The organism is Microbacterium sp. XT11, assembly GCF_001513675.1.
Taxonomy (GTDB): domain Bacteria; phylum Actinomycetota; class Actinomycetes; order Actinomycetales; family Microbacteriaceae; genus Microbacterium.
This window is the reverse complement of record NZ_CP013859.1, coordinates 2,147,575-2,168,111: the sequence shown is the minus strand read 5'-3', so window position 1 is coordinate 2,168,111 and position 20,537 is coordinate 2,147,575. Positions and strand designations below refer to the sequence as shown.

The 20,537-nt window shown below is 70.1% G+C and carries 18 protein-coding genes; 10 read left to right on the top strand and 8 right to left on the bottom strand.

Going from position 1 to position 20,537, the window contains the following annotated elements:
- The first annotated feature begins 34 nt into the window (after positions 1-34).
- A complete protein-coding gene (locus AB663_RS10010; protein WP_067198506.1) occupies positions 35-646 on the top strand; it encodes a hypothetical protein in 612 nt (203 codons plus the stop codon).
- Here the strand turns inward: AB663_RS10010 and AB663_RS10005 are convergent.
- Entirely contained in the window at positions 634-909 is a 276-nt protein-coding gene (locus tag AB663_RS10005) for a helix-turn-helix domain-containing protein (protein WP_067198504.1), read from the bottom strand. The genes AB663_RS10010 and AB663_RS10005 overlap by 13 nt on opposite strands.
- A gap of 97 nt (positions 910-1,006) precedes the next feature.
- On the opposite strand from AB663_RS10005, the gene AB663_RS10000 reads away from it, so the two are divergent.
- On the top strand, positions 1,007-1,627 hold the full coding sequence (locus AB663_RS10000) for an SAF domain-containing protein (RefSeq protein ID WP_067198502.1): 621 nt from the start codon (positions 1,007-1,009) through the stop codon (positions 1,625-1,627).
- Positions 1,624-2,895: an AAA family ATPase gene (locus tag AB663_RS09995; protein ID WP_067198500.1), complete on the top strand. Its 1,272-nt coding sequence runs from the start codon at positions 1,624-1,626 to the stop codon at positions 2,893-2,895. The genes AB663_RS10000 and AB663_RS09995 overlap by 4 nt, the downstream gene beginning before the upstream one ends.
- Here the strand turns inward: AB663_RS09995 and AB663_RS09990 are convergent.
- A complete protein-coding gene (locus AB663_RS09990; RefSeq protein ID WP_067198498.1) occupies positions 2,786-4,012 on the bottom strand; it encodes a pyridoxal phosphate-dependent aminotransferase in 1,227 nt (408 codons plus the stop codon). The genes AB663_RS09995 and AB663_RS09990 overlap by 110 nt on opposite strands.
- Before the next feature lie 113 nt (positions 4,013-4,125).
- A complete protein-coding gene (secA, locus tag AB663_RS09985) occupies positions 4,126-6,924 on the bottom strand; it encodes a preprotein translocase subunit SecA (RefSeq protein ID WP_067202575.1) in 2,799 nt (932 codons plus the stop codon).
- Between the two features lie 191 nt (positions 6,925-7,115).
- Between secA and AB663_RS09980 the strand changes: the two genes are divergently transcribed.
- Positions 7,116-7,730 carry a PadR family transcriptional regulator gene (locus AB663_RS09980; RefSeq protein WP_067198496.1) on the top strand — a complete coding sequence of 205 codons (615 nt, stop codon included), beginning with the start codon at positions 7,116-7,118 and terminating at the stop codon, positions 7,728-7,730.
- Positions 7,731-7,804: 74 nt separating this feature from the next.
- Positions 7,805-9,121 carry a hypothetical protein gene (locus AB663_RS09975; protein ID WP_067198493.1) on the top strand — a complete coding sequence of 439 codons (1,317 nt, stop codon included), beginning with the start codon at positions 7,805-7,807 and terminating at the stop codon, positions 9,119-9,121.
- 58 nt (positions 9,122-9,179) lie between these two features.
- Here AB663_RS09975 and hpf read toward each other — a convergent pair whose 3' ends face one another.
- The 5 genes from hpf to mtrA all read right to left on the bottom strand — a co-directional run bounded on the left by hpf (position 9,180) and on the right by mtrA (position 14,806).
- A complete protein-coding gene (gene hpf / locus AB663_RS09970) occupies positions 9,180-9,836 on the bottom strand; it encodes a ribosome hibernation-promoting factor, HPF/YfiA family (protein WP_067198491.1) in 657 nt (218 codons plus the stop codon).
- A gap of 124 nt (positions 9,837-9,960) precedes the next feature.
- Positions 9,961-10,602 carry a ComF family protein gene (locus AB663_RS09965; RefSeq protein ID WP_067202571.1) on the bottom strand — a complete coding sequence of 214 codons (642 nt, stop codon included), beginning with the start codon at positions 10,600-10,602 and terminating at the stop codon, positions 9,961-9,963.
- 120 nt (positions 10,603-10,722) lie between these two features.
- Complete coding sequence (locus tag AB663_RS09960) at positions 10,723-12,438, bottom strand: LpqB family beta-propeller domain-containing protein (RefSeq protein ID WP_083511199.1); 1,716 nt, start codon at positions 12,436-12,438, stop codon at positions 10,723-10,725.
- The gene (mtrB, locus tag AB663_RS09955; RefSeq protein WP_067198489.1) at positions 12,435-14,120 is read right to left on the bottom strand and encodes an MtrAB system histidine kinase MtrB; all 1,686 of its coding nucleotides are present in this window, start codon (positions 14,118-14,120) and stop codon (positions 12,435-12,437) included. The genes AB663_RS09960 and mtrB overlap by 4 nt, the downstream gene beginning before the upstream one ends.
- 5 nt (positions 14,121-14,125) lie before the next feature.
- The gene (mtrA, locus tag AB663_RS09950; protein WP_067198487.1) at positions 14,126-14,806 is read right to left on the bottom strand and encodes an MtrAB system response regulator MtrA; all 681 of its coding nucleotides are present in this window, start codon (positions 14,804-14,806) and stop codon (positions 14,126-14,128) included.
- Positions 14,807-14,901: 95 nt separating this feature from the next.
- Between mtrA and AB663_RS17675 the strand changes: the two genes are divergently transcribed.
- The 5 genes from AB663_RS17675 (at position 14,902) to AB663_RS09925 (ending at position 20,522) form a co-directional block, all read left to right on the top strand.
- Entirely contained in the window at positions 14,902-16,323 is a 1,422-nt protein-coding gene (locus tag AB663_RS17675; RefSeq protein WP_067198484.1) for a hypothetical protein, read from the top strand.
- Positions 16,320-16,961 carry a DUF4129 domain-containing protein gene (locus AB663_RS09940; RefSeq protein WP_067198482.1) on the top strand — a complete coding sequence of 214 codons (642 nt, stop codon included), beginning with the start codon at positions 16,320-16,322 and terminating at the stop codon, positions 16,959-16,961. Before AB663_RS17675 ends, AB663_RS09940 begins: the two co-directional genes overlap by 4 nt.
- Positions 16,962-17,155: 194 nt before the next feature.
- Entirely contained in the window at positions 17,156-18,208 is a 1,053-nt protein-coding gene (locus AB663_RS09935; protein WP_198147854.1) for a DUF4350 domain-containing protein, read from the top strand.
- 82 nt (positions 18,209-18,290) lie between these two features.
- Positions 18,291-19,214: an AAA family ATPase gene (locus tag AB663_RS09930; protein ID WP_232304687.1), complete on the top strand. Its 924-nt coding sequence runs from the start codon at positions 18,291-18,293 to the stop codon at positions 19,212-19,214.
- Complete coding sequence (locus AB663_RS09925) at positions 19,215-20,522, top strand: DUF58 domain-containing protein (RefSeq protein ID WP_067198476.1); 1,308 nt, start codon at positions 19,215-19,217, stop codon at positions 20,520-20,522. It begins immediately after the preceding gene.
- The last annotated feature ends 15 nt before the right edge of the window (positions 20,523-20,537 follow it).

Genomic DNA, 20,537 nt, shown 5'->3' with positions numbered 1-20,537 from the left:
ACGCAAGAGACGCGCGTCGCCTACGCTCATTCGGATGCACTGGGATCGACTGTTCGAAGACCTCGAAGGCCAGCTCGCTTCGGAGTGGGAGGCCGAGAAGGCGGCGCTCGACGCGGAATCGGAGCGGCTGCGGATCTCGCGTCTGGAACTCCGCGATCGCCTGCGTGTGCTCTGCAGCGCGCACGCGGCCACGACGGTGGATCTTCCCGGCGGACGGCGCATGCGGGTCGCCTTGCGGGCGCTCGGAGCCGACTGGGTCGCGGTCGAGCCGCTGGACGGCGACGGGCCAGGCATCGCACGCACGGTGCGCATCGTGCCGCTCGACGCGGTGCGCGGGCTGTCGACCGACCACGGCATGGTGCTCGCGAGTCTCGAGGACCAGGGCGAGCAGGAACGGTCGCTCCGCGAGCGGATGGCCCTCGGGTTCGTCCTGCGCGATCTCGCCCGGCGGCGGGTGCCGGTGCGACTGTCGACGATCGACGGGGGCGACCTCTACGGGACGATCGATCGGGCCGGCGCCGACCATCTCGACGTGGCGCTGCACGACGCCGGCGACGTGCGCCGCGCGTCATCCGTGCGCGGCTTCAGCATCGTTCCCTTCTCCGCGCTCGCATGGGTGCAGACAGCCGGTGATCAGATGCCGTGAGGCGTCGTCCCCCACACCTCGGGGAAGCTGGCCTCGTTCGCCTGCCGCCACAGCGCCATCCGCCGAGCCTCCTCGGACTGCTCTGCCAGGTACTCGGCGAGGCTCGACTCCTCGACGCGCCACCGCGCGGGCGAACCCAGCTGGGAGCCGCGCAGGCGCCCCTCGTACACGAGGGCGATGACCTCTTCGACGTCGATGCTGAGCAGCTCCGCGACCTGGGCGGGCGCGAGGAATCGCGGTGCGGATGCGGAGGAGTCGACCATGACCCCATTCTGCCCCGAGCTGGCATATCGGTCGATAGGTCTGCCAACCTGTGGATAACTCCCGCGGGGAGGTCCCGGACTCTGTGACGATGGGCGCATGGCCTCCTTCTCCCGTCCTCGGCGCGCCTTCTGGAGCGATGCGCGCTTCCTCGTCGGAATCCTGCTCGTCGTGCTCTCCGTCGCCGGCGTCTGGCTCATCGTGTCGTCTTCGGCGCGCACGACGCCGGTGCTCCAGGCCACGCGGACGATCGTGAAGGGCGAGACCCTGTCTTCCGGAGACTTCCAAGTCGTCGATGTCGCGCTCGGACGCCTCACGGAGGACTACCTCGGTCCTCAGGATCTGGCCAAGGGGCGCATCGCGGCCCGCACGATCGACGAAGGCGAGCTGCTGCCGCGATCCGCCTCGGCTGCGGCCGCCGACGCCCGCACCACCACGATGGTCGTCGAGAGCAGCACGAGGATCCCCGACGACGTCTCCGCAGGAACCGTCGTCGAACTCTGGCAGGCGCCCCCCATCGACGGAGGGCGATCGCACGAGGCGCCGCGCATCCTCGTATCCGATGTCATCGTCTCGTCGGTCGTCGACTCCGAGGGGATGCTCGCCTCGGAGGGACGCACCACGGTCGAAGTGGTCATCGATCGCGCGGAGGTGGCGGACGTGCTCGCCGCGATCACAGGCGGCGCTCTGGTGTCGGTGGTGCCCGTGGGGGCGCTGTGAGCACGGTCGTCGTGGCGGTGGGCGAACCGCGGGCCAGCGCCCTGGCGGCCGAGCTCGAGATCGAGGGCGTCCACGTCGCGGCGGTCGTGCCGCCGGCATCCGCACTGCCGCTCGCGCCGGGGATCGATGCGATCGTGCTGCCGGCCACGCGCACGGCTCTGACGCCCGCACTGGTGGCGGCGTGCGATCAGGCCGGCGTGCGCATCGTGCCGCTGGGCGACGGCGACAATCGGCTGCTCGCCCGCTATGGGCTCGCCGCGCCGCTCCCCGCACATGCGGCCGGGTGGGAGGTCGCCGCCGTGCTCTCGGACGACGCCCCGTCCGCGGCCCCCGCCGCACCCCGATCACCCAGCCGCATCACCGTGGTCTGGGGGCCGCATGGGGCTCCCGGGCGCACCACGGTGGCGATCCAACTCGCCGTCGAGCTCACCAGAGCCGGGCGGCGCACGGTGCTGGTCGATGCGGACACCGTCGCCCCGTCCGTGGCGCTGCTGCTGGGTTTGAGCGACGATACGCCGGGGATCGCCGCGGCCTGCCGCCGCGCGGAGCTCGGGGTGCTCGACCATGCCGAGCTCACGAGGCTCGCCGCAACCGTCGCCACGGACGCGGGAGAGGTCGAGGTGCTCGCCGGCATCAACCGGCCGAGCCGTTGGCCCGAGCTCTCCGCGGCGCGTCTCGGAGCGGCGCTCCGCGCCTGCCGCGGCTGGGCCGACGAGATCGTCGTCGACGTCTCCGCGGCCATCGACGCCGATGACGAGGCGACGTACGACCTCGCGGGCCCCCGACGCCACGGGGCCACCACGGCGGCCCTCGCGGAGGCTGACGCGATCATCGCCGTCGGAGCGGCAGATCCGTTGGGCATCAGCCGCCTGCTGCGCGATCACGCGGAGCTGCGCAGGATCACCGCTCCCACACCGGTCAGCGTGGTGATCAACCAGCTGCGCTCCGGGCCCCTCGGACTCGATGCACGCGGTCAGATCCGCCGCACCCTCGAGCGCTTCGCCGGCATCACAGACATCGTGTTCCTGCCGTACGACCAGCGCGCCGCCGACGCCACGCTGCTGCACGCGCGCCCCATGAGCGACCTCACGCCGCGCTCCGCGCTCGTGGCCGCCGTGCGGCGTCTTGCAACGACGATGGCGCCTCAGACCACCGCGGCTACTGCCGATAGCTCGAGAGGAAGTTCCCGAGCCGTTCGACGGCTTCCGCGAGGACTCGTGGCTCGGGCAATGTCACGAGCCGGAGATGGTCGGGGGTCGCCCAGTTGAAGCCGGTCCCCTGCACCAGCAGGATGTGCTCCGAGACGAGCAGGTCGTAGACCAGCTTGGCATCATCGCGGATCTCGTGGACCTCGGGGTCGAGCCTGGGGAACGCGTACAGCGCGCCCTGCGGCTTCACGCATGACACACCGGGGATCGCCTCCAGCCCCTCCCACGCGATGTCCCGCTGTTCGTGGAGGCGCCCGGTCGGCGCGATCAACGCGTCGATGGACTGCACTCCGGAGAGCGCCGCCTGCAGCGCGTGCTGCGCGGGGACGTTCGGACAGAGCCGCGTCGACGCGAGCAGGTTGATGCCCTCGAGGAAGCCTCGGGCGTGCTCCTGCGGCCCGGTCACCACTAGCCACCCGGACCGGTACCCGGCGACGCGGTAGGTCTTCGAGAGCCCGTTGAAGGTGAGGCACAGCAGATCCGGCGCCAGCGTGGCGGTCGGGACGTGCACCGCGTCGTCGAAGAGGATGCGATCGTAGATCTCGTCGGAGAGCAGCAGGAGCTCGTTCTCACGGGCGATCTGCACGATGCCCTCGACGATCTCCCGCGAGTAGACGACGCCGGTGGGGTTGTTCGGATTGATGATGACGATCGCCTTGGTGCGCGGAGTCACCTTCGATCGGATGTCCTCGAGGTCCGGCTGCCACCCGTCGTTCTCATCGCACAGATAGTGCACGGGCGTGCCGCCGGCCAGGCTCGTCATCGCCGTCCACAGCGGGTAATCCGGTGCCGGGATCAACACCTCGTCACCTTCGTCGAGGAGCGCCTGCATCGTCATCGTGATGAGCTCGGAGACTCCGTTGCCGAGGAAGACGTCTTCAGGGTCGAAGCGCGGGAACCCTTCGATCTGCTCGTAGCGGCTGACGACGGCGCGCCGCGCCGACACGATGCCCTTGCTCTCGCTGTAGCCGTGCGCGGTCGGCAGGGCCGCGAGCATGTCGTGAACGATCTGGTGCGGCGCGTCGAAGCCGAAGATCGCCGGGTTGCCCGTGTTGAGCTTGAGGATCTTGTGACCCTCTGCTTCGAGCCGCGCCGCCTCGACGAGGGCGTTTCCGCGAATCTCGTACAGGACGTTCTTGAGCTTCGACGACTGGTCGAAGTGGCGCGAAGGTGTCATTGCCCAAGCCTAGCGCCGTCACGAACACGATCCCGCCACCGACCCCCCGGTGCGGGACGCCGTGCTCACGCGCACGTGAGATCACCGCGCAGACGGTTCTCCGACCAGTCGCGTCACTTCTTCTTCGCCTGCGCCCGACGCTGTTCGCGGTTTCCCGCGGCCGGAGCAGCGGCATCCGTCCGCTGACCGAAGGCGCCGCGCGGCGCATCGGCGGCGGGCTGCTCGTCGGCAGCACGAGCGGCAGCCGCCTGGCGCAGCCGGTCCGTCGCCGCCTGCTGCACCTGACCGCGATCGTTCCGCACCTCGACTTCGCCGTTGTCTCCGGGCGCGGAATACTCGAGCTTCTGTTCGCCTGCGCCGTCGGCGAGGCCCTTGGCCTCGACCTCGGTGGACTCGGCGTCGCCGGCGCGGCGCACCTCGACCTCGAGGTTGTAGAGGTACCCGACCGACTCCTCCTTGATCTGGCCCATCATCGCCTGGAACATGGCGTAGCCCTCGCGCTGATACTCGATCAGCGGGTCACGCTGCGCCATGGCGCGCAGGCCGATGCCGTCCTTGAGATAGTCCATCTCGTACAGGTGGTCTCGCCAGCGGCGGTCGAGCACCTGAAGCACGACACGCCGCTCCAGCTCGCGCGTTGCGGCGGATCCGAGCGACTCCTCGCGCTTCTCGTACGCGATCTTGGCGTCGGACAGGAGCTCGCGCGTCAGAGCTTCGGCGGTGATGCCGCCCTTGCGTCCCTGGGCCTCAGCGACGACCTCGTCGATCGTCACCCCGACGGGATAGAGCGTCTTCAGCTCGGTCCACAGTGCGTCGAAGTCCCAGCTCTCGTTGTGCCCCTCGGCGGTGTGGTCCTTGACGATCCCCGTGATCGCATCCTCGATGAAGTGCTGCACGCGGTCGGCGATGTCGTCGCCCTGCAGGATGTGGCGGCGGTCGGCGTAGATCGCCTCGCGCTGACGGTTGAGCACGTCGTCGTACTTGAGGACGTTCTTGCGCATCTCGGCGTTGCGCGCCTCGACCTGCGCCTGGGCGCTGCGGATCGCCCGCGAGACGAGGCCCGACTCGATCGGCACGTCGTCGGGGAAGTTCGTCCGGTTGAGGATCGCCTCGGCCGCCCCCGACTGGAACAGGCGCATGAGGTCGTCGGTGAGGCTCAGGTAGAACCGGCTCTCGCCGGGGTCGCCCTGACGTCCCGATCGACCGCGGAGCTGGTTGTCGATGCGACGAGACTCGTGACGCTCGGTGCCGAGCACGTAGAGGCCGCCGGCCTCCGCGACCTTCTTGCCCTCTTCGGCGACGGTGGCCTTCATGGCCTCGTAGGTCTCGTCCCACGCCGCCTCGTACTCCTCCGGCGTCTCGACGGGATCGAGTCCGCGACTCTTCAGCTCCTGCACGGCGAGGAACTCCGCGTTTCCACCGAGCATGATGTCGGTGCCTCGACCGGCCATGTTGGTCGCGACGGTGACCGCACCGAGGCGACCTGCTCGGGCGACGATCTCCGCCTCGCGCGCGTGGTTCTTCGCGTTGAGGACCTCGTGCTTGATGCCTTTCTTGGCCAGCAGGCGCGAGAGGTATTCGCTCTTCTCGACGCTCACGGTGCCGACGAGGATCGGCTGGCCCGTCGCATGCCGCTCCGCGATGTCCTCGACGACCTGAGCGAACTTCGCGGTCTCGTTCTTGTAGACGAGATCGGGGTTGTCCTTGCGGATCATCGGCTTGTTCGTCGGGATGGGGATCACGCCGAGCTTGTAGGTCGACATGAACTCGGCCGCCTCGGTCTCGGCCGTGCCCGTCATGCCGGCGAGCTTCTCGTAGAGGCGGAAGTAGTTCTGCAGCGTGACGGTTGCGAGGGTCTGGTTCTCGGCCTTGACGGGCACGCCCTCCTTGGCCTCGATGGCCTGGTGGATGCCCTCGTTGTACCGACGCCCCACGAGGATGCGCCCCGTGTGCTCGTCGACGATCATCACCTCGTCGTTCATCACGACGTAGTCGGTGTCCTTCTTGAACAGCGCCAGCGCCTTGATGGAGTTGTTGAGGAAGGAGATGAGCGGAGTGTTCGCCGACTCGTAGAGGTTGTCGATGCCGAGGTAGTCCTCGACCTTCTCGATACCCGGCTCCAGGACTCCGACGGTGCGCTTCTTCTCGTCGACCTCGTAGTCGACGCCGGCCTCGAGCGTGCGGGCGATCTTGGCGAACTCGGCGAACCAGCGGTTCGCCTCGCCGGACGACGGCCCCGAGATGATGAGCGGCGTGCGCGCCTCGTCGATGAGGATCGAGTCGACCTCGTCGACGATCGCGAAGAAGTGCTCGCGCTGCACGAGGTCTTCCTTGCGCCACGCCATGTTGTCGCGCAGGTAATCGAACCCGAACTCGTTGTTCGTGCCGTAGGTGATGTCGGCGGCGTACTGTTCACGACGCACCGCCGGCGTCTGACCCGAGACGATGATGCCCGTGGTCATGCCGAGCGCGCGGTACACGCGACCCATGAGCTCGGCCTGATACGACGCGAGGAAGTCGTTGACGGTGACGACGTGCACGCCCTTGCCCGCGATCGCGTTGAGGTAGGCCGGGAACGTCGCGACGAGCGTCTTCCCCTCACCGGTCTTCATCTCCGCGATGTTGCCGAGGTGGAGAGCTGCCCCACCCATGATCTGGACGTCGTACGCCCGCATGCCGAGCGTGCGCTTGGCCGCTTCGCGCACCGCGGCGAACGCCTCGGGCATCAGCTGGTCGAGCGTCTCCCCCTTCTCGAAGCGCGCCCGCAACTCGGTGGTCTCGTTGCGCAGCTCGTCGTCGGTGAGCTTCGCGATGTCCTCTTCCAGCGCGTTGACGGCCTTCACCACCTGGTTCAGGCGACGGATGACCCGCCCTTCCCCGGCGCGCAGCAGCTTCTCAAGAGGATTGGCCACAGATGTCATCTCCCTGTCGATGGGTAAACCGCCCGGTCGCCGGAGGCGCCCTGCGGGCATACGTGCTCATGTTACCGGCCTGTGACCTGCACGTCGCCTGCACGCTGCTCCTGCGGCGCGCCCGCACGTGATGTTTTCTGCGTATGCATATACTGCGTATCGCTTTCATCCGCCTGCCCACCGGAGGAACCATGTCGGTTCGTCAGAGCCTGCTCGCCATCCTCGATCAGGGTGCGTGCTACGGCTACCAGCTGCGACACGAGTTCGACAGGCGCACTGGCTCGACGTGGCCTCTCAACGTCGGGCAGATCTACAACACCCTCGAGAGGCTGGAACGCGACGGGCTGGTGTCGAGGGGCGCACAGGACGAGCACGGACACGTCTTCTGGCAGATCACGGATGCCGGCCGCGCGGAGGCCGCCGCCTGGCTGTCGTCGCCCGTGCTGCGCTCGACCGGCGCGCGCGACGAGCTGGCGATCAAGCTGTCGCTCGCCGCGACCCTCCCGGGCGCCGACGTCGTCGCACTGCTGAGACGGCAACGGGCCGCCTCCACCGAGCGGGTCGCGCTGTTGCGCGCGCTCTCCGCCCCCGATCAGGGAGACGATGCCGAGCAGCTCGCACGTGCCCTCATCGTCGATGCGATGATCCTGGCGGCCGAGGCGGAGCTGCAGTGGCTGGACCACGTCGAACGCCGCCTCGCCCTCGCCCCGCAGCACGCCGCCGGGATCGCGCTCGAGACCACGCGCCCCAAGCGCGGGCGTCCGGCGAAGGATGCCCCCGCACAACCCCTGTCGCCCGTCGCCTGACGCTCTGAGCGAACCGCGCCGTTCCGGGGCAGATGCACAGCCCGCGCATTCCGGCGCTTGTCTAGGATCATTGCATGGCTGGATTTTGGGGTAGACGCAAGCGCGAGCAGGAAGAGCTGGCCGCGCAGGATGCCGATCTCGCGCGCCGGGCCGAGCAGGCCCTCGTGGCGACGGACGAGCGGATCCGGACGACGTCCGACGAACTCGCCTTCGCCGAAGCAGAGCTGGGCGGCTCCCTGACCGCCGACCTGCATGCTGCGCTCACATCCGTGCGCACGCACATGCGCGAGGCGTTCCAGCTTCACCAGCTCAACCACGACGAGATCCCCGACACCCCGGAGGAGCTGCGCACCCGCAATGCCCGCATCGTGCAGCTGTGCGACTGGGCGCAGGACCTCCTCGACGAGAAGACCTCGGTGCTGGCCGAATCGGTCGCGAAGGTGCGCCGCGCACCCGAGATCGTCGCCCAGGTACGGGCGGACGCCGCCGCACTCAAGGCCCGCATCCCGCAGACGACCGAGACGGTCGCACGGCTCTCCTCCCGCTACGCGGAGTCCGCCATGAAGCAGATCGTCGAGAGCGCCGCCGAGGCCGAGCAGCTCATCGCCTTCGCCGTGCACGGCGCGGATGTGTCGGAGCGACGTCGCGCCGCCAAGCAGAACGAAGAGGCGAATCTCGCTCTCGAGACCGCGACGGAGGCGACCCGGCGGGCATCCGCACTCCTCGACGCGGTGGAGGACTTCGAGATCGAAGCGCTGCGTGCGGAGTCCACGCTGGCCGAAGTGGTCGCCGACTCCCGGTCCGACCTCATCGCGGCGCGCACCGCGCCCCAGGTCCCCGAGGTCGCCGCCGCCGTCGCGGCGCTGCAGGAGGCCCTCAGCTCGCTCTCCCCCGCGGGCACTCCGGGCGACCCCTTCGCGGAGCTGTCGCGTCTCCGGGAAGCCAACACGGCCCTCGACGACGCGATCGCGAAGGCCAGGTACCGCGCCGAGAACCCGCTGCCCAGCATCCAGCAGGTGCAGCACGCCATCGATGACGCGGACCGTCAGCTGGGCGTGGCCAGGGGCCTCATCGCCGGGCACCGCGGATGGATCGGAGCCGACGCCCGCACGCGGCTCGCGGAGGCGGAGCGGCTGCGCGCGGATCTGACCGAGCTCCTGCCCGCCGAGGACACCAGGGAGCAGGCCTTGGCGAGCGCGCGCCGTGTCGCATACCTCGCATCCGAAGCGCTGCAGCTCGCCCAGCGCGACATCGACTCCTCGCGTCCGCAGGCCCCCGGTTGGGGCGGAGGCGGATGGGGCGGAGGATCCCGCGGCGGCGGCGGTGATATCGCCTCCGGCATCCTCGGCGGCCTCGTCATCGGCAGCATCCTCGACGGAATCTTCGACTGACGACGCCCCTGCCGCATACAGAACGGCCCGCCCCTCGAGGCGGGCCGTTCCGTTGTCGTCAGGACGCGAGCGCCTCAGACGGCGATGCCTGGGTCGTCAGCGAGATGACGCCGTAGTCCCAGCCCTTGCGTCGGTACACGACGCTGGGGTGGTCGGTGCGGGCGTCGACGAAGAGGAAGAAGTCGTGGCCGACCAGCTCCATGCGGTCGACGGCCTCTTCGACGGTCATCCACTCCGCCTCGAAGTTCTTGGTGCGGATGACGACCGGCGAGTACGTCTCTTCCTCGTCGTTCTGAATGGGTACGCTGCCCGTCGCGACGGCGTGCAGCACATCGGCCGACGCGGGTCGGACATCGATGCCTTCGAGGGCTCCGCTGCCCTTCTCGAAGTGGGCGCCACGCGGGTGGTGACGGCCGTCGACGCGCTTCTCCTTCGCGCGGCGCAGCTGCTCGCACATCTTGTCGATGGCGAGGTCGAGCGCGACGAACTTGTCACCGTCCGTGGCCTCGGCCCGGACGACAGGACCCTTGCCGACGAGCGTCAGCTCGACCGTCTCATCGGGCACGCGGCCGTTGCGGTACACCCGGTGCGTGACCTTGACGTCCAAGCGCTGCGCACGCGCTGCAAGCGTCTGGATCCTGGCGATCTTCTCTTCGACAACAGATCGAAAGCGGTCGGTGATTCCCACCCCGACGCCGACGATGCTCGTTTCCATTGCTGCCTCCTTGTCCCGGTCCTCCCGGCCAAGGGCGGACCGTGGTCGCCTTGTTCTGCCCCCCCGTAGTCCGGTCGCCCGCCGTTGTCACGACTGAATTGCTCCGTGTCTCCCGAGCATCGCTTCAGGGGATGCTGTGCCTCGGCGTCGCGGCGAGGGCGATGCCGCATCGCACGTCATAACCGGCGGCGCGCAGCGCCCTGGCTGCTTCGTCGAGCGTCGCCCCCGTGGTGACGACGTCGTCGACCACGACGACGGCGCGGCCGTCACCGGCGCCTCGCGCGCGCATGCGATGACGCACGTTGGCGGCACGCTCGGCGACACCGAGACCGCGCTGATCGACATGAGGGCCGATCGCCCGCAACGCCCGGAGCGGCGTCGCCCCGGCGCGCCGGAGGAGAAGCTCCGGCACGCGGTAGCCGCGACGGCGGAACGATCTCCGGCTGGTGGGGACGGGGACGGCGAGCGCGCCTCTCAGGTGCGGCTCGGCGACGGCCCGCAGAGCGTCTCCCAGCGGCCGGACGAGCATCGTCTCGCCGTCGCCCTTGAGGCGCCTGATGCACCGTGCGGCGACCCCCTCGTACGACAGCGCGGCCCGGACTCCGAGCCCGCCCGGTGTCGTGACTTCCACGGGAGCAGGCTCCAGGGCCGAGCGGCACGAGGCGCACAGGACGGTCCCCACCGCACCGCATCCCGAGCACGGTGCGGCGAGCACGAGGGAGATGAGTTCATCGGCGATGTCGCGGAGCTGCTCAGGGATGCGCATGCAGCGATGCTCCCAGCGCAGCGGGGACGCCGGTCGCGCCATCTCCACGAGCGCCCGGCACCTGTGCAGACCACGGCGCAAGCCCCGGTGTGTGCAGGAGATGTGCGGCGATCCCGAAGGTCAGTGCCCGGCGCGCGTGGCCAGCACCTGCACACCCGTCGCTGCCTGCCGCCACGCCGCACCGCTGCGTGAGAAGAGCGCGCCGTCGGCCGCCAGCACCTTCGCCCCCATCTCCGAGCGCGATCCCGCGATCGCGACCGAGCCGGCGGGAGCCGAGCCGTCGTCTCCGGTGCCCCCCACGATCTGCGTGCGCACGACGGCTCCGTCGAGCTCGGTCAGGATCCCGAGACGGTCGGAGCCCAGCCACACCAGGCCGGACGCCGGACCGTCGAGCTGAGTGACCTGCTTCAACGGGCCGAGCTGCGTCGGCGTGCCGTCGGCGTCACGGATCACCGCCGACACCACCACCCAGCGCTCCGCCCCCATCTCGACGACGGCCGCGATCCGCGCTCCGTCGGCCGAGACGCGGATGCTCGACACCTCAACGGCATTCGGCCACGCTCCGCCGACGCCGTGGCTGACGACGTCGGGGCCGATGGCGAGAAGCGCGGAGGGCGCGTGCGCCGGCACCGACCAGACATAGCCGTACGGATCCAGCGACGGCTTCACGAGCCCGGGACGATCGTCGAGCCTGTCGACCCGCCCGTCGCCCGCGAGGTAGACCGCGCCGTCGGCGAGCTTCACGGCGGCGGCGGAGTCGTCGGCCGCGACGTCGATCGACACGACGGGCTGCGGGAGGCCGAGGATGTCATCGGTGACCGCGGGGATCGGCGTGATCTCGCGTCCGACGAGCGTTCCGAACGCACCGTCCTTCAGCACGATGCTCCCCGCATCCTGCGGCTCTTCCACCAGCTTCACGATGCCCGCTTCGAGCGTGCGGCCGTCGACGGTGAACCGCACTTGGCTGACGTGCACGCCGGAGGCCTCGAGCGTCGCCTGCAGTTGGGTGCGCATGCGCGACAGCGTGCGCTCGTCGACCGTCAGCGCCGCGCGGTTGAGCGCGACGTCGGCGACCTGATCGGGGTCGATGGGGACGGCATCGCGCGCGAGCCGCACATCCGCCGGGAACGCGCTCTGGACCGCCGGCTCCAACCAGGCGCTCGGCCCGGTGCCGATCAGCGACTGCGTGATGGTGGTCGCGATGGTGGCGGGGCGGCGGGGGAACCAGCGGACGTCGGGTACGAGGCGCTCCCATGTCTGGTCGAAGTACTGGAGCGGGTAGTCGTCGTACACGCGGGAGAACCGTGATTCGTCGATGACGACTCCGTCGGGTGCCTCCGAGATCCGCCACTGCCCGTCCGTCTTCACGACCACGAACGCGAGCGTCGACGTCCCCCGCGCCTCCGAGTACGCGCCGGAGTCGTCGATGCTCGCGAGCTGATCGATCTTCACCTCGACCTCGGCTGTGTCGCCATCGCGCGACGAGGCGTCGTCATCCACCGTGGACGACACGTCGCGGGACTGCGCGCTGACATCCACGAGCACGCCCGCAGCCGGACGCCAGGACTCCGCGAACTCCGGAGTGAGGAACTTCTTGGCCGTGGCCCAGTTGTCGGCAGGGGTGATGGCGGCCTCGATGAAGCCCTCGACGATGTCCGACGGGCTGCCGTCCTTGATGGGCCCGGATGCGAGAGGGAGGAAGTCGGGGTCGTCCGGCGACGCGCCGAGCGGCTTGCCCGGCTGGGCGTCCCCGCTCGTGGGAAGACCGCTGCACGCGGCCAGTACGAGCGCGACCATCCCCAGCGCGAGCGCGCGGATGGCACGAGGCGCGGTCATGAAAGGCTCCCCTCGTCGAACAGCTCCGGCGGGATCTCGGCGAGCTGGATGGGCTGCGTCGCGTTGCCGAGGTCGGCGAGCGGCTCGGCCGGTTCGAGAGGGACCGGCGACTCCCCCGTGATGACTCCGTCGCGTCGCGGCAGCGTCAGCACGAAGTTCGTGCCCACCCCCAGCTGAGACCAGACGCCGAGCGTCCCACCGTGCAGCGCCGCGTCGCCGAGCGCGATCGAGAGTCCGAGGCCGGTTCCCCCGATGGTGCGTTGACGCGAGGGGTCGGCGCGCCAGAAGCGGTCGAACACGCGCTCGGTGTCCTCGGGACTCATCCCCATGCCCGAGTCGTGCACGCCCACCGCGACCGCGTGCTGGTTGCTGTCGACCGTGATGACGATGGGCTTCCCCTCGCCGTGTTCGATCGCGTTGCCCACGAGATTGCGGAGGATCCGGCGCACCCGCCGAGGATCCATGTCGACGGGCGAGTAGCCGCCCGGGGCGACGAGGCGCAGCTCGGTGCCGCGCCCCTCCGCCAAGGGGCGCATCTGCTCGATGATGTCCTCGGCGAGGTGCGCCAGGCTCGTCGGCTCGAGCTCCAACTGCACCGAACCAGCGTCGTAGCGGCTGATCTCGAGCAGATCGGAGAGCAGCGTCTCGAACCGCTGCACCTGCGCGTGCAGGAGTTCCGTCGTGCGCGCGGTGACGGGGTCGAACTCCTCGCGCTGGTCGTTGAGCATGTCGGCGGCGAGGCGGATGGTCGTCAGCGGCGTCCGGAGCTCGTGCGAGACATCGGACACGAAGCGCTGCTGCACGAGCGAGAGCTCGCCGAGCTCCTTGATCTGCGCTTCGATGCTGTCGGCCATCGCGTTGAACGAGTGGCCGAGGGTGGCCAGCTCGTCCTCCCCGTGCACGCGGATGCGCACGCCCAGATCCCCGGATGCGAGGCGGGCGCTCGTCTCCGCCGCCTCGACGATCGGTGCCGAGACGGAGCGGAGCACGACGTACGAGATGGCTGCGACGATGGCGACCAGACCGAGTCCGGCGATCCACAGCGTGCGCTGCACGAACCCGAGCGTCTGATCGGCGTCGGCGAAATCGTACGAGAAGTACACCGCGAATGCGCCGGCCTCCGGGACGACGAGCTGCTGCCCCACGATGATGCCGGGGACCTCCCGGCCTCCGATGTTCAGGGCCACGGACTGCCACGACTGCCAGTCACCCCGCTGCACCACACGGTTCTGCAGCGCCGACGAGATGAGATTCGCGCTGAGTCCTGCGGTGAAGCCGTTGAGCCGTGTGCCCCCGGCATCCGTCGCCGGCTCGATCCCCATGCCCGCCAGCCCCTCCGCCGTGGAGTTGCGGCCGAGATCGACCTGGATGCTGTCCCACAGTTCGGAGAGTGCACCGGGGTCATCCCCGACGTCCGCCGAGTCCAGCGTGCTCTGCGCTTGATCGATCGCCCGGAGCGCGTCGTCGAGCGCCTCGTTCTTGCGCGACTCGAACAGATCGTTCTGGATCACCAGCGCCATCGTCACGCAGGTCACGAAGATCGCGAGCGACGTCAGCAGCAGCGTTATCGACACCGTGCGGAAGCGGAGCGAGCGCTTCCAGAGCGCAGCGAACGACGCGGGCCAGCTGCGCCAGTCCCGCAGCACGGCCGCCGCTGTCGTGGCGGCCCCGGATGCCGCCATCTCGCCTAGCTCACACTCCCCGCACGGTAGCCCACACCGCGCACGGTGGTGACGATCTTGGGATTGTCGGGATCGAGCTCGACCTTGGCGCGGAGCCGCTGCACGTGCACGTTCACGAGACGCGTGTCGGCCTTGTAGTGGTACCCCCACACCTGCTCGAGAAGCATCTCCCGGGAGAAGACCTGCTGCGGCTTCGACGCCAGGGCGACGAGCAGCTGGAACTCGAGCGGGGTGAGCGCGATCGGTGTGTCTCCGCGCCGCACCTCATGAGCGTCGACGTCGACAGTGAGGTCGCCGACGCGCAGCTGCTCCGCGACCGGCTGGGGCGCGGGCCGCAGCCGCGTCCTGATGCGGGCTACGAGCTCCTTGGGGTTGAAGGGCTTGACGATGTAGTCGTCCGCGCCGACCTCGAGCCCGCGGACGACATCGGCGGTGTCGCTGCGGGCCGTCAGCATGATCACCGGCACCCCGGACTCGGCACGGATGCGCGTGCAGATCTCGATCCCGTCCATGCCCGGAAGCATCAGATCGAGCAACACGAGATCGGGCCGCTGCGTGCGCCACTCCTCCACGGCTCGCGCACCGTCGGCGCAGAACACCGGCTCGAAGCCCTCTGTCCGGAGCACGATGCCGATCATCTCCGCGAGCGCGGTGTCGTCGTCGACCACAAGAATGCGTGAGGTCATAACAGTTACCTTATGGCACCCGGTTATGCCCGCTCATGTCTGCGTGACCAGCATGTCTTGTGACACGATGGGGAGCGCACGAGGAGGGAGTGCCTGTGACTGGCCAGACCTGGACACCTGCGCCGAAGAAGGGGATCATCCCTCTTCACCCGCTGACCTTCGGGATGCTCCTGGGGAGGTCGTTCGCGGCGCTCCGGCACAACCCCAAGGTGCTGTTCGGCTTCGGGGTCGTCGTGCAGCTCGTGGTGATCGTCGTCAGCGCCACAGTGATGGGATTCGTCTTCGTCACCACCTTCACGCGCCTGAGCACGGTCTCCCCCTCCTCCCCCGACTTCGAAGCGATCTTCGCCGGCACGCTCGGGATGAACCTCCTGGCCGGCATCGCCGTAGGCCTCGCTTCCGTCGCGTTCACCGCGCTCATGCAGGGGGTCGTCGCCGCGGAGGTCGGCTATGCCGCGATCGGCGTGAAGGCGCCGCTGGGCATGCTGTGGCGTCGGATGGCTCCGGCGTTCTGGCGCCTGGTCGGCTTCTCGCTGCTGTTCATGCTGCTGATCTTCGGCATCGTCGTCGTGATGTTCGCCATCGTCGCGGCCTTCGTCGCCGGCGGACTCGGCGGCTCAGCCGAGCTCATCGGGCTCGTCGTCATCCTGGTGCTGCTCCTCGCGCTCGGCAGCATCCCGCTCGTGGTCTGGTTGTCGACCAAGCTGCTCCTCGTCCCCTCGATCCTCGTCCTCGAGAGGGCGACGCTCCGTGACGCCCTCGTGCGCTCCTGGCGGCTGACCCGCGGACGCTTCTGGGTCGCCTTCGGCGTGACCGCGCTCATCGGCGTGATCATGGGACTCGCGATGCAGGTAGTCGGCATCCCGGTCGCGCTCATCAGCGCCCTGCTCGGATCCGTGATCGCGCCGACAGGAGCCCCCGAACCCGGGGCGATCGTGTCGTACCTCTTCGCGATCCTGGCGCCCCAGGTGTTCCTCCTCGTCATCCAGGCGATCTCGGTGGTCGTGCAGAGCACGGGCGGCGTGCTCGTCTATCTCGACTGCCGCATGCGCTACGAAGGGCTCGACCAGTCGCTCATCTCCTATGTTGAGCGGCGCGACCTCGGCGCTCCCGAGGAGCAGCTCGGCGACCCCTATGCCGTCGACCCCGCGCGCGCCGTCACGGCCGCACGGCCGCAGCCGGCCGGTCCGTCGTACGGCGCACCGCAGTTCGCGGCTCAGCCGTACGGCGCTCCGCCCTACAGCGCCCCCCAGCCCTACGGCGCTCCCCAGCCCTACGGCGCTCCCCAGCCCTACGGCGCTCCCCAGCCCTACGGCGCGACACCGATGTACCCCGCGCCGCAGCGCCCCGCGCCGACCTACGATGCGGCGCCGCAGCAGCATCCCGCGCCGACGGGCGTTCCTCCCGTGCCGCCGTTGCCGCCCGCCCCGGCGACACAGGAACAGCAGCCGAACGGCGGCGTCGACGACGGCGCCCCATGGACCGCGCCAGGCGCGGGCAGCGAAGGGCACGCATGATCCTGCGGTTCGACGACGTCTTCGTCCCGGACGGCGACGAGGCGAGACGCTGGGCTGAGCGGGAGCTCTCCGACCCGAGGTACGCCGACGCGAAGCCGACGTGGTTCGACCTCTTCGCCCGAGACGTGCTCCGATTCCTCGGCGATCTCTTCAGCAGCGACGGCGGTGCGAACGTGGGACCGGTGGCGCTCATCGTGGTGTGCGTCATCATCGCGGCTGCGCTCGTGACCGCTCTCCTCATCTGGGGGCGCCCGCGCGCACCGCGCACCGTGCGGGCTCCTCGCTCCGATCTGCTCGGCGCCGACGACGACCGTACGGCGGCCGAGCTGCGGGCAGACGCCGAGCGCAGCGCGCGAGCGGGCGACTGGGACAGCGCGACCATCCTCCGTTTCCGCGCAGTGGCACGAGGCCTGTGGGAGAGGGACCTCATCGATCCGGCTCCCGGCGCGACCGCGCAGGCCATCGCCCGCGAGGTCGGCAGCGTGTTCCCTGCTGAGGCCGCCGCCGTGCGATCGGCCGCCGTGGCCTTCGACGACGTGCGTTACCTGCGACACCCTTCCACGGCCGAGAGCTACGCCCAGCTCGCGGCCACCGACGATCGCCTCGCCGCGCTCCGGCTCGAGGTCGTGCCGGCATGACGCCCACCGCGAGAACGGCGCACCCGGCAGATCCGCCGACAGCAGCACCGTCCCCGGCGGCCGACTCGTCCCCGGCGGCCGACTCGTCGACGGCCGAACGCCCTCCCACGCGCAGGCGCCTTCGTTCCCTGGCGGGGTGGGCCCTCGTCGCCGCAGTGGTGGTCGGAGGCGTCATCGTCGCGGCACGAGCCGGCGTGAGTCCTCCCGCAGACCGGGGCACGCTCGACCCGGAGGGCGTCGGCGATTCGGGAGCGATGGCGTTGGCCGAGATCCTGCGCGACCACGGCACCGAGGTCTCGGTGTACCGATCGCGGACGGAAGCCGAAGCGGCCCTCGGCGATGACGACACGCTGGTCATGACGAACCCCTACACATTGACCGACGAGGCTCTCGAACAGCTGGTGGAGCCCGCGCAGCGCATCGTCTTCCTCTCCTCCGGTGCGCACCTCCTCAGTACGCTCGAGATCGGGACGAGCGGCGTCGGCACCTCCGCGCCGGTGGGTCCGGGCTGCGGCGTGCCGGAGTTCGCGCAGGTCGGCACCATCCGCCCCGACAGGTGGTTCGTCCCCGCCGACGGCGTCGAGGGCTGCTTCGGCGATGGCGACTCCGCTGCCGTCCTCGTCGCAGAACGCGATGGTGTGCGCACCTCCGTGGTCGACGGCTCCCGTCTGTTCAGCAACGCGTACCTGGCCGAGGACGGCAACGCCGCCCTCGCCCTCGCGCTGCTCGGTCAGACCGGGCGGGTGGTCTGGTACGTCCCGTCCTACGACGACTCCGACATCGAGGCCGCGACACCCGAGACCCTGGGAGACCTGACTCCAGCGTGGGTCACGCCGGCCATCCTCCTGCTGATGCTCTCGGGGGCGGCGGCCGCCTTCTGGCGGGGCCGCCGTTTCGGACCCCTCGTCTCCGAGACCCTGCCCGTGACCGTCCGCGCGTCGGAGACCATGCTCGGCCGCGCACGCCTGACCGCGCGGGCGGCGGATGCCGCGCACGCGGCCGACGCCCTGCGCGACGGAAGCAGACGCCGCCTCGCGCGGCGGCTCGGCCTGGCCGAACGCGCATCCACGGACGAGGTGCCCGCCGCGGCCGCCGATCGCCTGCGCATCCCGCGCGGCTCGCTCCAGATCCTCTTGAGCGCGGGTCTCCCCGACGACGATGCCGCTCTGGTGGAGTTCGCACGCCGCCTGGCCGACCTCGAGACGGCCGTCGACGAGGCGATGCGCGGAGCAAGGAGCGAGCCGTGAACTCCCCCAGCAACACCGACATGGAAGCCGAGGACCGCACGTGACAGCTGAGACCTACGACGACGCACAGCTCCGGCAGGCGATGCTGAGAGTCAGAGCCGAGGTGGACAAGGCCGTGGTGGGCCAGGCCGGAACCGTCACGGGCCTGCTGGTGTCGCTGCTGGCGCGAGGACATGTGCTCCTGGAGGGCGTGCCTGGCGTCGCCAAGACGCTCGTGGTGCGATCCTTCGCCCGTGCTCTGGGGCTCGACACCAAGCGTGTGCAGTTCACCCCCGACCTCATGCCCGGCGACGTGACGGGATCACTGGTGTACGACGCGCGCTCAGGGGAGTTCGACTTCCGCGACGGTCCCGTGTTCACCAACATCCTGCTCGCGGACGAGATCAACCGCACTCCGCCGAAGACCCAGGCCGCCCTGCTGGAGGCGATGGAGGAGCGCCAGGTTTCGGCTGACGGCACGAGCCGGCCGCTGCCCGACCCCTTCCTGGTCGCGGCGACGCAGAACCCGATCGAGCACGAGGGGACGTACTCCCTGCCCGAGGCGCAGCTCGACCGCTTCCTCATGAAGCTCGTCGTCGGCATGCCGGAGCGCGACGCCGAGGTGTCGGTGCTCCGCCGGCACGCATCGGGCTTCTCCCCTCGGGAGCTCACGGGCGTCACCGCAGCGGTGACGGCCGAGGAGATCCGCGCCGCGCAGGCCTCGGCGTCCCACGTCGACGTGACCGATGATGTGCTCGGGTACGTGGTCGACCTGGCCAGGGCCACGCGCCAGTCCCCGTCGGTCGAGCTCGGAGCGAGCCCGCGGGCCTCTACGGCCCTCCTCGCGGCCGCGAAGGCGTGGGCATGGCTCAACGCCTCCAGCGCCGTGACCCCCGACCACGTGCAGACCATGCTCGTCCCGGTGTGGCGTCACCGCCTGCAGCTGCGCCCCGACGCGCAGATGGAGGGCGTGTCGGCGGATGCCGTCCTCACCTCGGTCGTGCAGCAGACCAGGGTGCCGATCTAGGTGTTCGTCACGGGCCGCCTCAGCGTCGCCGTCGGCATCGGCGTCATCCCGCTTGTGCTCACCGGGCTCGCGGGCTTCCCGCCGTATGCGGTGTTCGGCATATGGGTCGCGCTGTGCGCCGCGCTCGTCGCGCTCGACGTCCTGCTCGCCCCGAGCCCGCGTCGCGTCGCGGTGAGCCGCCGGGTGCCGACGAGGGCGCGGATCGGAGAGCCGGTTCCGGTGAGCGTCGCACTGCACAACCTCGGAACGCGCACGCTGCACGCTGAGCTCCGCGACGCATGGCAGCCCACGGCCGGTGCGCCGGCGGATCGGCCGCGGCTGATCGTGCCCCAGGGCGAGCGGCGCCGCGTCGACATCCCGCTCCTCCCCCGGCGCCGCGGGGAGCTCTCCAGCGAGTTCGTGGTCATCCGGTCTCGCGGTCCCCTCGGCCTCGCCGGTCGGCAGGCGGTCCACCGCGTCCGGGGCGCCCTGCGAGTGCTGCCGGCGTTCACATCGCGCAAGCACCTGCCCTCGCGCCTCGCGCGCCTGCGCGAGCTCGACGGCAACACGAGCATCCAGGTGCGCGGTCAGGGCACCGAGTTCGATTCGCTCCGCGAGTACGTGCGCGGCGACGACGTGCGCTCCATCGACTGGCGCGCGACCGCCCGAGCGGGAACGACGATGCTACGCACCTGGCGCCCGGAGCGCGACAGGCACGTCGTCATCATCATCGACACCGGCCGCACGGCAGCCGCCCGTGTCGGCGACGGCACCCGGCTCGACGCGTCGCTCGAGGCAGCTCTGCTGCTGTCGGCCCTCGCATCGCGAGCCGGAGATCACGTGCACCTGCTGATGTACGACCGTGTCGTACGCGCGCGGGTGACCGGCGTCGACGGCGCAGGACTCCTGCCTGCGATCACCGATGCCATGGCACCCGTGCACGCCACACTCGTCGACACCGACTGGCACGGCGCCTTCGCCGCGGTGCGGACACTCACGACGCGACCGTCGCTGATCGTGGTGCTCACAGCCCAGGACGCCGCCGAGTCCGCCCGCGGGTTCCTCGGCGCCTTCCCCGATGCGTCGCGTGCGACCTCCATCCTCGTCGGCTCGGTGACCGACGACGGCATCGCGCTCCTGGCGCAGCAGCGCGGTTCGCGGGAAGAGGTCTACCTCGCTGCTGCCGCGGAGCGGACCCTGCGCGACGCCGAGAACGTCGCGGACGCGATCCGTCGAGCGGGTGGAGAAGCCATCGCGGCCGATCCCGAATCCCTGCCGCCGCGCATCGCCGATCGCTACCTGGAGCTCAAGGCCGCCGGTCGCCTGTAGCCGGCGGGCTCCGCC